At 66.2% G+C, this 14,200-nt stretch carries 16 protein-coding genes; 14 read left to right on the top strand and 2 right to left on the bottom strand.

Annotated elements, in window-relative coordinates:
* Nucleotides 1-100: 100 nt before the first annotated feature.
* The 10 genes from GR328_RS14825 (at nucleotide 101) to tolB (ending at nucleotide 8,339) form a co-directional block, all read left to right on the top strand.
* Nucleotides 101-847 (top strand): YebC/PmpR family DNA-binding transcriptional regulator, encoded by a 747-nt coding sequence (locus tag GR328_RS14825; RefSeq protein WP_160885303.1) that lies wholly within the window; start codon nucleotides 101-103, stop codon nucleotides 845-847.
* Between the two features lie 55 nt (nucleotides 848-902).
* Complete coding sequence (ruvC, locus tag GR328_RS14820; RefSeq protein WP_160885302.1) at nucleotides 903-1,415, top strand: crossover junction endodeoxyribonuclease RuvC; 513 nt, start codon at nucleotides 903-905, stop codon at nucleotides 1,413-1,415.
* A 221-nt stretch (nucleotides 1,416-1,636) separates the two neighbouring features.
* A complete protein-coding gene (gene ruvA, locus GR328_RS14815) occupies nucleotides 1,637-2,254 on the top strand; it encodes a Holliday junction branch migration protein RuvA (RefSeq protein WP_160885301.1) in 618 nt (205 codons plus the stop codon).
* Nucleotides 2,255-2,448: 194 nt separating this feature from the next.
* The gene (gene ruvB, locus GR328_RS14810; protein WP_160885300.1) at nucleotides 2,449-3,495 is read left to right on the top strand and encodes a Holliday junction branch migration DNA helicase RuvB; all 1,047 of its coding nucleotides are present in this window, start codon (nucleotides 2,449-2,451) and stop codon (nucleotides 3,493-3,495) included.
* The gene (ybgC, locus tag GR328_RS14805; protein ID WP_205790023.1) at nucleotides 3,488-3,940 is read left to right on the top strand and encodes a tol-pal system-associated acyl-CoA thioesterase; all 453 of its coding nucleotides are present in this window, start codon (nucleotides 3,488-3,490) and stop codon (nucleotides 3,938-3,940) included. The genes ruvB and ybgC overlap by 8 nt, the downstream gene beginning before the upstream one ends.
* 291 nt (nucleotides 3,941-4,231) lie before the next feature.
* Nucleotides 4,232-4,369 carry an excalibur calcium-binding domain-containing protein gene (locus GR328_RS28275; protein ID WP_343039393.1) on the top strand — a complete coding sequence of 46 codons (138 nt, stop codon included), beginning with the start codon at nucleotides 4,232-4,234 and terminating at the stop codon, nucleotides 4,367-4,369.
* Between the two features lie 285 nt (nucleotides 4,370-4,654).
* Nucleotides 4,655-5,380, top strand: a complete 726-nt coding sequence (gene tolQ / locus GR328_RS14800; RefSeq protein ID WP_160885299.1) for a protein TolQ — start codon at nucleotides 4,655-4,657, stop codon at nucleotides 5,378-5,380.
* A 15-nt stretch (nucleotides 5,381-5,395) separates the two neighbouring features.
* Nucleotides 5,396-5,839: an ExbD/TolR family protein gene (locus GR328_RS14795; protein WP_160885298.1), complete on the top strand. Its 444-nt coding sequence runs from the start codon at nucleotides 5,396-5,398 to the stop codon at nucleotides 5,837-5,839.
* A 28-nt stretch (nucleotides 5,840-5,867) separates the two neighbouring features.
* Nucleotides 5,868-6,977, top strand: coding sequence for a cell envelope integrity protein TolA (gene tolA, locus GR328_RS14790; RefSeq protein ID WP_160885297.1), 1,110 nt, complete (start codon nucleotides 5,868-5,870; stop codon nucleotides 6,975-6,977).
* Between the two features lie 33 nt (nucleotides 6,978-7,010).
* Entirely contained in the window at nucleotides 7,011-8,339 is a 1,329-nt protein-coding gene (gene tolB, locus GR328_RS14785; protein WP_160885296.1) for a Tol-Pal system beta propeller repeat protein TolB, read from the top strand.
* A 173-nt stretch (nucleotides 8,340-8,512) separates the two neighbouring features.
* Here the strand turns inward: tolB and GR328_RS14780 are convergent, their stop codons facing one another.
* Together GR328_RS14780 and GR328_RS14775 are read right to left on the bottom strand one after the other, a co-directional pair.
* Nucleotides 8,513-9,133 (bottom strand): HdeD family acid-resistance protein, encoded by a 621-nt coding sequence (locus GR328_RS14780; RefSeq protein ID WP_160885295.1) that lies wholly within the window; start codon nucleotides 9,131-9,133, stop codon nucleotides 8,513-8,515.
* Between the two features lie 71 nt (nucleotides 9,134-9,204).
* On the bottom strand, nucleotides 9,205-10,707 hold the full coding sequence (locus tag GR328_RS14775) for a phospholipase D-like domain-containing protein (RefSeq protein ID WP_246215889.1): 1,503 nt from the start codon (nucleotides 10,705-10,707) through the stop codon (nucleotides 9,205-9,207).
* Nucleotides 10,708-10,934: 227 nt separating this feature from the next.
* Here GR328_RS14775 and pal point away from each other — a divergent pair, with 227 nt between their 5' ends.
* The 4 genes from pal to GR328_RS14755 all read left to right on the top strand — a co-directional run.
* Nucleotides 10,935-11,432 (top strand): peptidoglycan-associated lipoprotein Pal, encoded by a 498-nt coding sequence (gene pal, locus GR328_RS14770; RefSeq protein ID WP_160885293.1) that lies wholly within the window; start codon nucleotides 10,935-10,937, stop codon nucleotides 11,430-11,432.
* A 108-nt stretch (nucleotides 11,433-11,540) separates the two neighbouring features.
* A complete protein-coding gene (gene ybgF / locus GR328_RS14765; RefSeq protein WP_160885292.1) occupies nucleotides 11,541-12,476 on the top strand; it encodes a tol-pal system protein YbgF in 936 nt (311 codons plus the stop codon).
* Complete coding sequence (gene tilS, locus GR328_RS14760; RefSeq protein ID WP_246215888.1) at nucleotides 12,467-13,516, top strand: tRNA lysidine(34) synthetase TilS; 1,050 nt, start codon at nucleotides 12,467-12,469, stop codon at nucleotides 13,514-13,516. Before ybgF ends, tilS begins: the two co-directional genes overlap by 10 nt.
* Before the next feature lie 153 nt (nucleotides 13,517-13,669).
* Nucleotides 13,670-14,200 (top strand): ATP-dependent metallopeptidase FtsH/Yme1/Tma family protein (locus GR328_RS14755; protein ID WP_205790021.1); only part of this gene is annotated, 531 nt, incomplete at its 3' end.

The raw sequence follows: 14,200 nt of genomic DNA, 5'->3' as shown, positions 1-14,200 counted from the left end.
CTCGGGCCCTACACCGCCTTATAAGCCCCATCGTCAACATTCACGAGCCTGACGAGCGCCTGTCACCGGGCCGCTCTCGGCGGTTACCTCGGAGGCCCCGATGGCCGGACATTCGCAGTTCAAGAACATCATGCATCGCAAGGGGCGCCAGGACGCGATGCGCTCCAAGCTCTTCTCCAAGCTCGCCCGCGAAATCACCGTGGCGGCCAAGATGGGCACGCCCGATCCGAACATGAACCCGCGCCTGCGCGCCGCGATCCTCGCCGCCCGCGCCGAGAACATGCCCAAGGACAACATCCAGCGCGCCATCAACAAGGCGTCGGGCAACGACGGTGAGAACTACGAGGAGATCCGCTACGAGGGCTACGGCCCCGGGGGCGCCGCCATCATCGTCGAGGCGATGACCGACAACCGCAACCGCACGGCGTCCGACATCCGCTCCTACTTCACCAAGAGCGGCGGCAACCTCGCCGAAACCGGCGCGGTGTCCTTCATGTTCGACCGGGTGGGCCTCGTGGAGTTTCCGGCCGCCGCCGCCGACGCGGACGCCATGCTGGAAGCCGCCATCGAGGCTGGCGCCGACGACGTGGTCTCCACCGAGGACGGGCACGAGATCTACTGCGACCAGGGTTCCCTCAACGAGGTGACCAAGGCGCTGGAGGACAAGTTCGGCGAGCCCAAGGCCTCCAAGCTCGTCTGGAAGCCTCAGACCCCGGTTTCCGTGGACGACGAGACCGGCGAGAAGCTCATGAAGCTCATGGAATCGCTGGAGGAGCACGACGACGTCCAGAACGTCTACGGCAATTTCGAGCTCTCCGACGCCCTCATGCAGAAGATGTCAGGCTGATTGCCCATAGGCGTCATGACCGGGACAAGCCCGGGCGTGACGGTGGAGAACAGAAGTGACCGAACGCGTCCGCATTCTCGGCCTCGACCCCGGCCTGCGCAACACGGGCTGGGGCATCATCACCGTCGAGGGGACGAAGCTCTCATACGTCGCCTGCGGGGTCGTGACTTCGGACGGGGATCTCGACCTGGCGCTGCGCCTCAAGCAGCTTCATGACCGCATCACGGAGGTGATCCGCGCCTGGGCGCCTGACGAGGTCGCGGTCGAGGAAACCTTCGTGAACAAGGACGCGCAGGCCACCCTCAAGCTCGGCCAGGCCCGCGCCATGTCCCTGCTGGTGCCCGCGCTCCACGGCCTGTCCGTGGCGGAATACGGCGCGAACCAGGTGAAGAAGACCGTGGTGGGCGTCGGCCACGCCGAGAAGGATCAGGTGCAGGCCATGGTGAAGATCCTGCTGCCCAAGGCGGATTTCAAGAAGGCGGACGCCGCCGATGCCCTCGCCATCGCCATCGCCCACGCCCACCACCGCAAGGCCCGCGCCTTGGCGGCGAGCCTCAAGGTGTTATAGAAGAACGGGCATCGCCCCGGCTGTCCTTCCGAGTTGCGGAGAGGCAGGGCTGGCGCAGCCGGGTGAGCCCTGAACCTGGTGAGACTGTCATCACCGGTCCTGTGCCGGTGATGACGTTGTATGGCTCTGATCCGGCCTGGAGCGCGCGCTGTGCTCCGACTGTGTGACCCCCACCTCGATCCCTCCCTGGAATGGGGAAGGAAGCAGGAGCAAAGACTGACGTGATCGGCAAACTCAAAGGCGTGGTGGATTCCTACGGCGACGATTTCGTCGTCATCGACGTGCATGGGGTCGGCTACGTGGTCCACTGCTCCTCCCGCACGCTTCAGAACCTGCCGCCCATCGGCGAGGCGGCGACGCTCGCCATCGAGACCCATGTCCGCGAGGACATGATCCGCCTGTTCGGCTTCCGCTCGGATTCGGAGCGGGAGTGGTTCCGCCTGCTGCAATCGGTGCAGGGGGTGGGCTCCAAGGTGGCCCTCGGCATCCTCTCGGTGCTCGATCCCGGAGCTCTCGCCACGGCCATTGCCACCGGCGACAAGGCTTCGGTCGCCCGCGGCCCCGGTGTCGGGCCGAAGCTCGCGCAGCGCATCGTTTCCGAGCTCAAGGACAAGGCTCCGGCCTTCGCCCCCGTCGATCCGGCGCTGATCCGCCTCACGGGAGCGGTGGAGGACAAGAGCGCTCCCGCGCCGGTGGCCGACGCCATCTCCGCCCTGGTCAATCTCGGCTACCCGCAGGTCCAGGCCTCCGCGGCGGTGGCCGCCGCCATGAAGCAGGCGGGCGAGGAGGCCGAGGCGAAGACTTTGATTAGGCTGGGCTTGAGGGAGCTGGCGCGGTGAGTCTTCCCTGCGCCCCGGCGGCTGCGAAGCCGTCGGGAAGGGGATCCATAGCGCAGCGCTTGATCATGGATTCCATTCCCGGCCGCTACGCTCGGTCGGGAATGACAAGGAAAGGATGTTCCTGTTTTGATCCCGTTAAGAATGGCGTATTAAGGTTCCAGCGCCTATATGAAGCCCTCGGAAGGTAACCCTCTTTGACCGATTCACGCCGCCTGCTCAGCCCCGAAAAGCGCGAGGACGATATCGAGGCATCGATCCGGCCGTTGTCGCTCGGCGACTTCACGGGTCAGGCCGCCGCCCGCGCCAATCTCCAGGTTTTCATCAATGCCGCCAAGGCCCGGGGCGATGCCCTCGACCACGTGCTCTTCGTCGGCCCGCCGGGGTTAGGCAAGACCACGCTCGCGCAGATCGTCGCCCGCGAGCTCGGCGTGAATTTCCGCTCGACCTCGGGCCCCGTCATCGCCAAGGCAGGCGACCTAGCGGCGCAGCTCACGAATCTCGAAGAGCGCGACGTGCTCTTCATTGACGAGATCCACCGCCTCAACCCGGCGGTGGAGGAAATCCTCTATCCCGCCATGGAGGATTACCAGCTCGACCTGATCATCGGCGAAGGCCCGGCCGCGCGCTCGGTGAAGATCGAGCTGCCGAAATTCACTCTCGTGGGCGCCACCACCCGCGCGGGCCTGCTCACCACGCCGCTGCGCGACCGCTTCGGCATCCCGATCCGCCTCGAATTCTATACCGTCGAAGAGCTAGAGCTCATCGTGCGCCGCGGCGCGCGGGTGCTCGGCTTGCAAATGAGCGAGGAGGGCGCCAACGAGATCGCCCGCCGCGCCCGCGGAACGCCGCGCATCGCGGGCCGCCTGCTTCGCCGCGTGCGCGACTTCGCCATCGTGGAGGGGGTCGAGATCGTGTCCCGCGAACTGGCGGACCGGTCGCTGCGCCTGCTCGACGTGGACCCCATCGGCCTCGACCTGATGGACCGCAAGTATCTCACCATGATCGCCTCCTCCTTCGGCGGCGGTCCGGTGGGCATCGAGACGATCGCGGCCGCGCTCTCCGAGCCGCGCGACGCCATCGAGGACATCATCGAGCCCTATCTCATCCAGAAGGGCTTCGTGCAGCGCACCCCGCGCGGCCGCATCCTCACGCCGCACGCCTTCAAGCATCTCGGGCTTCCCGAGCCCACCCGCGAAACCACGGCCCAGTTCGGCCTGTTCAACGGAGTCGAGGATGAGTGAGGCGGAAGGTCCCTGGCCTCATCTCTCGGGGCGCATGGACGGCGATGCGCATGTCCTGCCGGTTCGCGTCTATTACGAGGACACGGACTTTTCCGCCCGCGTCTATCACGCGAGCTACCTTCGCTTCCTGGAGCGCGGGCGCACGGAGCTTTTGCGCGCCGTCGAGGTGGCGCAGTCGGATCTTCACGCGCAGATGGGCGGGCTCGCCTTCGTCGTCCGCAGGATGAATATCGACTTCCTGGGGGCTGCCCTCATGGACGACGTGCTCACCGTGGTCACCCGGTCGAAGGAGATGCGGGGGGCCTCGATGATCCTGGCCCAGGAGGTGCGCCGGGGCGAAGAGGTTCTCGTGGCCGCCGACGTGATGGTCGCCTGCGTCCGGGAAGGGCGGGCCGTGCGGATCCCGGACAAGCTGCGGGCGGCGCTGACCCTTCCGGATCGGTAACCGAATTCCCATCGTCCGGCTTAACAATTCCCGTCGCAGAAGTTATATCAATCCGCGTGCGATGGGGCTGGATGAGCGTTCTTCCGAAGAGCTGAAGGCATTATCACAGTCGCGATCCCGACGAGGAGGTGCGCCGCCTGAAGAGCCGCTTCCGGACGATTTCGCGCCGCTACGAGCGGGCGCTCAAGCGGCGACGCCTTTCACCCTGGCTCAGGGTTTCCGCTCTGGCGAGCCTATGCGCCTTCGTGCTCAGCTGGGGGGTGCTGAGCCTGAGCCCCTGGCCTCCTTCTTGTGACGCTGAAGCACTTGGCATCCTTCCCCAACTGCGATGCCGTGCGTGCTGTCGGTTTAGCCCCATCCCACGGTGGCCAGCCGGGCTGCTGGGCCGGCCACGACGACGACAGGGACGGGCAGTCCTGCGAGCCTTGACGGGGCCTTACGGGCAGCAGCGGCGTAACGGCGCGGACCCGTGTCTTCAAGGGCTTAGGAGGTGATTTCGCCCCTATCCGGCCCCGCTTAAACCAAGCCTTAACCACACTGGGTGCCTAAAAGGCCACAGGCTGGAGGTCTTGGCTGCCCTGCGAGTCAGCGCCCTTATTTTCGACAGATTCGCGGGCGAACGAGCAGGGTAACTCAACAAGATTTTCCTAGACCTGACTGCGGTGGGCCTTGGGACTTCCTCCCGAGGTTGCTCGAAGAGCGAGGACGAAACTGATGAATCCGGCTGATGTGGCCCAGGCCGCTCCTGTGGCGCACGACCTGTCCTTTTTTAGCCTGTTCTGGCAGGCACATTTCGTCGTCAAACTCGTCATGATCGGGCTGCTCGCGGCCTCCGTGTGGTGCTGGGCCATCATCATCGACAAGACACTGCTCTATGCCCGCACCAAGCGCGCCATGGACCGGTTCGAGGACGTGTTCTGGTCCGGCCAGTCGCTGGAAGAGCTGTTCCGGTCCCTCCAGAGCCGCCCGGCGACGGGGCTCGCCGCCGTTTTCGTCGCCGCCATGCGCGAATGGAAGCGTTCCTTCGAGGGTTCCGGGCGTTCCTTCCAGAGCCTCTCGCAACGCATCGACAAGGTTCTCGACGTCACCATCCAGCGTGAGGTGGAGCGTCTCGATTCCCGCCTCATGATCCTGGCCTCCATCGGCTCGGCCGGTCCCTATATCGGCCTCTTCGGCACGGTAGTGGGCATCATGAACTCGTTCACCTCCATCGCCGCCTCGAAGAACACGAGCCTTGCGGTCGTCGCGCCCGGCATCGCGGAGGCCCTGTTCGCCACCGCCATCGGCCTCTTCGCGGCCATTCCGGCGGTGCTCGCCTACAACAAGCTCCAGTCCGAGGTCGGCAAGCTGCAGTCGCGGCTCGAGGGCTTCGCCGACGAGTTCTCCGCCATCCTGTCGCGGCAGATCGACGAGCGTCTCTCGTCGACGCGCGCGGCGTGAGGGAGGAGGCCCGTCATGGCCATGGTTGCAGCAGGAGGCGGAAGCGGACGCCGGCGCCGGCGCGGGAAACGCGGTGGTGCGATCAACGAGATCAACATGACGCCGTTCATCGACGTCATGCTGGTGCTGCTCATCATCTTCATGGTGGCGGCTCCGATGATGACCGCGGGCGTGCCGCTCGACCTGCCGGAAACGAAGGCCGCGCCGCTCAACTCCGACGCCAAGCCCGTGACGCTCTCCATCAAGGCGACGGGGCAGGTTTTCCTAGGAGAAACCGAGCTGACGGACGATGCGATCGTGGGCAAGCTCGCCGAGGTGTCGAAGGCGGGCTTCGACGAACGCATCTTCGTGCGCGGCGACAAGAGGGTCGATTACGGGCGCGTGGCCCAGATCATGTCCATCGTGACGACCGCGGGCTACAAGCGCGTCGCGCTCGTGACCGCCGTGGATCAAGATTGAGCGGGATGAACGCAAGGGGCAAAGACAAGTGGCGTTGAAGGATCGTTTCAACCCCTCCGAACCGGGCTTCTGGATCTCCGGCGTCGCGCATGTGGCGTTGCTGACGGCCGCCCTCGTCGGATTGCCTTACGCCTCCGAGTTTCCCGAAGCGCAGGAGGGCATTCCCGTCGAGATCATCACCGACAACCAGTTCTCGCAGATTACCAAGGGCGAGACGGACGCCAAGTCGGTGCAGCCCACGCCCAAGCCGCGCGCGGATCGCATCGCCGACAAGACCGAGCAGCGCGCTCCCGGCGAGGACAAGCTCGACACGCCCGCGCCTCCGAAGCGTCCCGACGACATGATGGTCGCCGACGAGGAGGCCGCCGCCGCAGCAGCGGCCGCCGCCGCCGCCAGGGCCGAGGAACAGAAGGCTGCGCAGGCCAAGGCGGAAGCCGAAAAGAGGGCGGCCGAGAAGGCCGAGGCTGAAGCCATCGAGAAAGCGAAGATCGAGCAGGCCAAGGCCGAAGCGGAAGCCAAGGCACGCGCGGAGGCCAAGGCGAAGGCCGAAGCGGAAGCCAAGCGCGTCGCCGAGGCGAAGGCGAAGGCGAAGGCGGAGGCTGAAGCCAAGGCGAAGGCCGAAGCGGAAGCCAAGAAGATCGCGGAGGCGAAAGCCAAGGCCGCGGCGGAAGCGAAGGCGCGCAAGGAAGCGCAGCTCGCCAAGAAGCTCGACATGGGCGATCTCAAGCAGTTCCTCGACAACAAGCAGAAGAGCCAGTCGAGCGGAGCCACGGGAGCGGAGGTTCAGAAGACCGCCTCGCTCGGCACGGCGACCGGCACGGCCGCGAAGCTCAACCCAAGCCAGCGCGATGCGCTCATGGGCATCCTGCAGGAGCAGATTCAGCGCTGCTACACCGCTCCGATCAGTGCCTCGGGGGGCGATGGGACGCCGCCGCTGCTCGACATACGCCTGAACCAGGACGGTACGCTCGCGAGAGAACCGACGGTCCTGCGCGCCGGCAGCAGCAGCACGGATCAGGCCGTGGCCGGCGCCGCCCTGCGCGCGGTGCGGCGCTGCGCCCCCTACCGTGTGCCGCCCCAGTACATGCAATATTATTCGGACTGGCGAATCCTGAACGTCCAGTTCGACCTTTCCTGATCTTTAAGCCCATTACGCTTGAGACCTGACATCATGATCATCCGCCTCGTCTCCCGCCTTCTCCTCGCGCTCTCCATCATCGTTCCGATGGCGGCGCTCGCACCCGAAGCCCATGCGCAGCTTTCGTTCCGCGTCGGGCCGGGCGGGCAGTTCCAGCCCATGCCCATCGCCATCGCCGATTTCTCGGGGGAGGGCGATCTCGGCCAGCGCGTGTCCGGCATCATCGGCAGCAACCTGCAACGCTCCGGCTATTTCACCGTCCTCGACAAGTCGCGTTTCCCAGAGCGCCCGTCCTTCGATGCGGCGCCGCGCTTCGACGCATGGAAGATGGCGGGCGCGCAGGCTCTCGTGACGGGCCGCGTTTCGCGGGATCCGGCGGGCCGTCTGCGCGCCGAGTTCCGCCTGTGGGACATCGATTCCGGTCAGCAGCTCACCGGCCAGCAATATGTGACGGACGCCAATTTCTGGCGCCGCGTCGGCCACATCATCTCGGATGCGGTCTACACGAAGGTCACGGGCTTCGGCGGCTTCTTCGACACGCGCATCGTATTCGTCGAGGAATCCGGCCCCAAGGAGAACCGCCGCAAGCGTCTTGCCATCATGGACCAGGACGGCGCCAATGTGCGCTACCTGACCCAGGGCGAGAGCCTCGTGGTGACGCCCCGCTACTCGCCGGTGACGCAGGAGATCACCTTCATGTCCCAGGTGGAAGGCCAGCAGCCGCGCGTGCAGGTGATCAATCTCGAAACCGGCTCCCGCCAGATCGTCGGCAACTTCCCTGACATGACCTCGAGCCCGCGCTTCGCGCCCGACGGCCAGCGCATCGTCATGAGCCTGCAGCAGGGCGGCAACGCCAACATCTACATGATGAACCTGAGCTCGCAGGCGACCACGCGCCTGACCTCGACGGCCGCCATCGACACTTCGCCCTCGTTCTCGCCGGACGGGACGCAGATCGTGTTCGAGAGCGACCGTGGCGGCAAGCAGCAGCTCTACGTGATGGGCGTGGACGGCTCCAACCAGCGCCGCATCTCCTTCGGCGACGGTGCCTATTCGCAGCCGGCCTGGTCCCCGCGCGGCGACTACATCGCCTTCACGAAGCAGCATGCCGGCGGCTTCGCCATCGGCATCATGAAGCCGGACGGATCTGGCGAGCGCATCCTGACGGAAGGCTTCCACAACGAAAGCCCGGTCTGGGCTCCCAATGGCCAGTACATCATGTTCTTCCGCGATCCCGGCGGACAATCGGGCGGCAAGCTCTACATGGTGGACATCACGGGCCGTGTGGAACAGCCGATCCCGACGCCCTCCTTCGCATCGGACCCGACCTGGTCTCCGCTGCTCAGCGAGACGCGGCAGTAAAGTCAGAACGAAGGGCGCCGAGAGGCGCCCTTTTTCGTCGATGTGATTCTGCCCGCTCGGCGGGCCTCCCACGCCATCACCGGACCCGTGCCGGTGATCCCGCTTCCGTCAGGCGCTGCGTCCTTTGACCGGGATGGCCGGGACAAGCCCGGCCATGACGGGGTCAAGCGGGTTCACGCACGCAGCGAGGCGCTTCCGATGAAATCGTCCTTCCGGCTGCGCAGCTTGAAGGCGAGAGCGATGAGCGCGATGCCGAAGAGGAGCGCATAGGCGCCGAGCCACCAGGTCAGGACCACGGCGCCGACGAGCGGCGCGATCAGAAGCGCCACGCCGAAGAGAACCGACACGAGGCCGCTGAGGATCAGCCAGCCGCGTCCGAAGGCCGGACTCAGCTTGAAGGCGGCGACGATCATCAGAACGCCCGTGATCAGCGACCAGACGGCGAGCAGTGTCACGAAGAACACCACCGTCAGCCCGGGCATCAGGAACGCGACGATGCCGACGAGAATGTTGAGGACGCCTTCCAGGACCAGCAGTCCCCAACGCTCGTTGCGGGAGGCCGCGCGGATGCCGGAGACGATGCCGAACACGCCGTCGACGAGCATGTAGGCGGAGAAGAACAGAACGAAGGACAGAATCGTCGCGCCCGGCCAGAAGAAGGCGATCAGCGCGAAGATCACGGCGAAGACGCCGCGCAGGGCCACGGCCCACCAGTTGCGCGCCAGCAGGGCGCTCATGGATTCCGCACGATCAAGAGGATCGTAGGAAGAGGGCTTGAGGGTGCCGGTCGCCATTGTCGTCTCCTTCGGTCAGGTCTCCCGCACGGGAGCATCCTGTCAATGCCAGGCTTGACGGCTGGTTTCCCTTATTTCTCAGCGGAGACCGTTTCTTCCTTGATCTTGCTCAAGCGGCGCCGGATCGCGATCTTGCGCCGCCTCAGGCGCACGCGCCGCTTGAGGCGAAGGGCGCGGATGAGGAGAGCCAGGCCGAACCAGACGAGGCCGATCACGATGGGAGAGATGATCAGCACCGGGAAGACGGTGATCAGGGCAGCCAGGGCCAGAAGGGCGGAGCCGATGATGGCTATGCTGCTGGTCTCGGTTGCGGTGAGAGAGCGAGAGCTCATCGCCTTGCCGATGCTGCTCGAGAGCGCGAGGGCGCCAGCGGCCAGCCTGCGCACGCCGCCCCTCTTGAACCGGTGGCTGCGGCGGGACCGCATGTTCCGGGCCCGCCTGCGGCGGGCTTGCCAGCCGGGAACGATTTCGGTGGCGTTGGCGAGGTCCTCCAGATACATCGCCTCCATGGCCTCGGCGAAGCCCGCATCCTCCACGATGACGTCGAGCTCCCAGTTGGTGGCCCAGCTCGCGAAGTTGAGATTGGTGGAGCCCACCCGCGCCCAGCGCCCGTCCACCACGGCCGTTTTCGCGTGCAGCATCGAGCCGTTCCACTCGAACACCCGGATGCCTGCCTCGATGAGCGAGCGGTAGCCTGCGCGAACGATGGGCTGCAGCGCCGGCACGTCGCTCGAGCCCGGCACGAGCAGGCGCACGTCGACCCCGTCGCGCGCCGCCTCGCCGAGGGCCTGCACGTAGGACGTGGTGGCGACGAAATACGCATCCGTGAGCCAGAGGTTGCGCTGCGCGGTGGCAGCGATGAACTGGTCGACGCGATAGGTGCGGAACATGCCGGGCTCGCCTCTGATCAGCCGCGCCGCCATGCTGCCCGCGTGCGGGACCCCCTCGGCGACGGGCAGGTCCGACCTCGGAATCGCCCGCATCCCCGAGAGCGTCCAGCTATCGGCAAAAGCCGCATCGAGATCGGAGACAATCGGGCCTTCCACGGAGATGCCGGTGTCGCGCCAGGGTTCTGTCTCCCTGCCGCCCTCCCAGCTGTCGGAGATGCACAGGCCGGACACGAAGCCGATGCGGCCGTCCACGGTGATAAGCTTGCGATGGTTGCGCCGGATCCAGAACGGATCCGTCAGCCGGGGCGGGTTGAACACCCGAGCCTCCACTCCGGCCTCGCGCAGCCTCCGCCAGAAGGGGGGGAGGGCGCGGAAGGACGAGCCGAGCCAGTCGTAGAGAACCCGGACCTTCACGCCGGCCAGCGCCCGCTCCATCAGCGCATTCGCGAACATCCGGCCGGTCTCGTCGTCCGCGATGATGAAGTTCTCGAAATGGATCACCCGTTCCGCCGAGCGGATCGCCTCCAGCCAGACGGGGTAGTTCTCCTTGGAATTCTTGAGCAGCCGGATCGCGTTGCCTTGGCGCAGGTCGCTGTCGGCGATGCGCGAGAAGGCGCGCTCCATGCGGAGCTCGTCGAGGGCCGCGCGATAGGGTTGAGCCGATAATCCGGGCTGGTTCGTCATGAGATTCATGACCTTTCAACGCGTGAGACGGGCAATCGGCTCACGGAGCGGAGGCGGGGCCGTTCCGACTTCACTTCCTGTTAACCCTGAGCGGAAGTTCCACAACTTGGCCATAATTCACCTTAATCCCGGCTCCCTCCCATAAGGTTGACGGAACCCTCCTTTAACCATCCGCCCGATATGAAAGACACAACGTTCGGCAAACGTATGTGTAAGGAGTATTGCCAATGATGTCGCTGCGCGCCGTCAAATTCGCCGCTGCCATGGTCCTCGCCCTCGGGGCGGCAGCGTGTTCTTCCAACAAGGATGGCATGGCCGACGGATCCGGCGGCTTCGGCGCCGGCGGCGCCGCAACCCCCGGCAGCGCCCAGGACTTCGTCGTGAACGTGGGCGACCGCGTGTTCTTCGAGACCGATTCGACCGATCTCACTCCCACCGCCATCGCCACCCTCGACAAGCAGGCCCAGTGGCTGCAGCGCTACCCGAACTACACCTTCATCGTGGAGGGCCATGCGGACGAGCGCGGCACCCGCGAGTACAACTTCTCGCTCTCGGCCCGCCGCGCCCAGACCGTGCGCGACTATCTGATCTCCCGCGGGATCCCCGGCAACCGCTTCCGCACCGTGTCCTACGGCAAGGAGCGCCCGGTAGCGGTGTGCAACGACATCTCCTGCTGGTCGCAGAACCGCCGCGCGGTCACCGTGCTCGGTGGCGCCAGCTCCTAATCGTCGGGCCGAAAGGTCGTGAAGCAGCAGAGCGCCGCCACATTATCGCCGTGGCGGCGCTTTTGTGTTATCGGCACTCCTCGCATCCGACCCTATACGGAAACAAGCATGTTACGACGCCTCCTCGTCTTTTTCACCTTGGCGCTCGCTTGTGCGGCGCCTGCCGCCGCGCAGGACGCGGCCGATGCCATCGTGCGCCTGAACCGCCTCGAGAACCAGATGCGCCAGATGTCCGGCCAGATCGAGCAGCTCGAGTATGAGAACCGCCAGCTGAAGGATCAGCTCCGCAAGTTCCAGGAGGACGTGGAGTTCCGCTTCCAGGAGATCGGCGGCCGCGGCGGCTCCAAGTCCGCGCCGTCCGCGGCACCGGCGCCACGTCCCGCGCAGCCGCAGGCTCAGACGCCGCCTGAGCGCCGCAGCGATGTGTTCGATCCGTCCCAGGATCCCTATGCCCCGGGCGCTCCGCGCCCGTTGGGCACCACCCCTCCCTCCGCGCCCCTGGCCGATGCCGGACCGGGCGGGGGAGGCGGGCAGTTCGCCGGCATCGGCGAGCTGATCCAGGAAGAGGAGGCCGCCTCCGGCGCCTTCGGCGACGGGATGCCCCTGCCGCAGGGGGCGCTTCCGGCCCGGCCCGGCCCGAGCGTGGCGGCGACCAGCGTGGGCGATCCTCGGGTCGACTTCGATGCAGCCTACGCGGCCTTCTCGCAGAAGGATTATGATCGGGCCGAGATGGGCTTTCGCCGCTTCCTCCAGTCCAACCCCCGTGACGGGCTGGTGCCCGAGGCCACGTTCTGGCTCGGCGAGACCTATTTGCAGCGGGGCCGGTACCGGGAGGCCGCCGAGCAGTTCCTGAACGTCTCCGCAGACCACCCGAACGCGGCCAAGGCCCCCGATTCCATGCTCCGCCTCGGCATGGCTCTCAACGGAATGGGCGCCCGCGACCGGGCCTGCGCCGTCTTCGCCGAGCTGGACCGCAAGTATCCTCAGGCCGCCAATGTGCGCCAGGCCTCCCAACGCGAGCAGAAGCGCAACAAATGCACCTGATGGGCGATCAGTCGAGCACCCGAACCGTGGCCGCTCCTCCGCCTGACGACTTGCTCCCGACCTGTGATCCGGAGCCACTCTTTTCCAATCTGAACCAGGCCGCGGGCATTCTGGCCGCCGTTTCCGGCGGGCCCGATTCCATCGCCATGATGCATCTGCTCGCCCGCTGGGGCTCCGAGCGCCGCCCGTTCCTCCTGGTCGCCACCGTGAACCACGGCCTGAGGCCCGAGGCAGCCGGGGAGGCCGCCTTCGTCGCCCGGGAGGCTGAGGCCCTGGGACTGTCCCACCGCACCCTCGTCTGGACCGGCGACAAACCCGCGACCGGCCTGCAGGATGCCGCTCGGGAGGCGCGCTATCGCCTGCTCGTCCACTTGGCCCGCGAGGCCGGAGCCTCTCATCTGATCACCGCTCACACGCTGGACGATCAGGCGGAGACGATCCTCATGCGCCTCGCCAGGGGCTCGGGGCTCAGGGGCTTGAAGGGCATGCGCCGGGAGCTGGATCGCGACGGGATCGTCCACGCGAGGCCCCTGCTCGACTGGCCGAAGGCAAGGCTCGTCGACCTCTGCCGGCAGAGCGGCTGGGCCTTCGTCAGCGATCCGTCCAATGCGGACGAGCGCTTCGCCCGGGCCCGCTGGCGTCGGCTGATGCCACTGCTGGCCGCGGAGGGGCTGACCGCCGACCGTCTGGCGCTTCTGGCGGGGCGGGCTGCCCGGGCAGACGAGGCCCTGGAGATCAAGGCCCACCAAGCGTTGAAGGCTGCGGAACCGGTGGCGGGAGAGGGAGAGCTTTCCTTCCGGGCGGCCTGCCTCGCCGGGGAGCCTTTCGAGATCGGCTTGCGGATCCTGGAGCAGGCTCTGGGTCTGATCGGGCTCGAAAGCAGCCGCCTGCAGCGGCTCGAAGCCTGCCTGGAGCGCCTGCGCGCGGCAATTCCGGCGGGGAGGGGCCTGCGCCTGACGATCGGGGGGGCTGTCCTTCACCTCGACCGGGCCGGGCGCCTGAGGCTTCGGCCGGAACCGCCCCGCTCGCGTGGCCGTTAGCCAATTCTCTTAGCCAAGACCGACGGATGATGCCGTATGCACGCCGCATTCCCTTGGCAATGGAGAACGGTATGCCTAAATTGAGTTTAGCCGCATGGGGAGATCCTATGTCTTTCTCGTGCTTCATCTCCCTCTGGGGCAGAACCTGATCCGATGAATTCAAATTTCCGCAACTTCGCCTTGTGGGTTGTCATTTTCCTGCTGGTGCTGGCGCTCGTCACCCTTTTCCAGAGCCCGGGCCATCGGGGCGGCGGCAGCGACATCGCCTATAGCCAGCTCCTGAACGACGCCGATGCCGGGCGCATCACCAGCGTGATCATTTCCGGTCCGGAGATCAGCGGCACCTATAACGACGGCCGGGCTTTCTCGTCCTACGCGCCCAACGACCCCAACCTGGTCACGAAGCTGCAGCAAAAGGGTGTGCAGATCACGGCTCGTCCGCAATCGGACTCGACCCCCTGGTTCATCGCCGTTCTCATGAACATCCTGCCGATCGCGCTCTTCATCGGCGCCTGGGTGTTCCTGTCGCGGCAGATGCAGAACGGCGCAGGCCGCGCCATGGGTTTTGGCAAGTCGAAGGCGAAGCTTTTGACGGAGGCGCATGGGCGTGTGACGTTTGAGGACGTGGCGGGGATCGACGAGGCCAAGGAGGATCTGCAGGAGGTTGTGGAGTTCCTGCGCGAT

The sequence above is a fragment of the Microvirga makkahensis genome (assembly GCF_009830105.1).
Taxonomy (GTDB): domain Bacteria; phylum Pseudomonadota; class Alphaproteobacteria; order Rhizobiales; family Beijerinckiaceae; genus Microvirga; species Microvirga makkahensis.
Note: the sequence above shows the minus strand (reverse complement) of the source record. Positions and strands in the feature narration are given on the sequence as shown.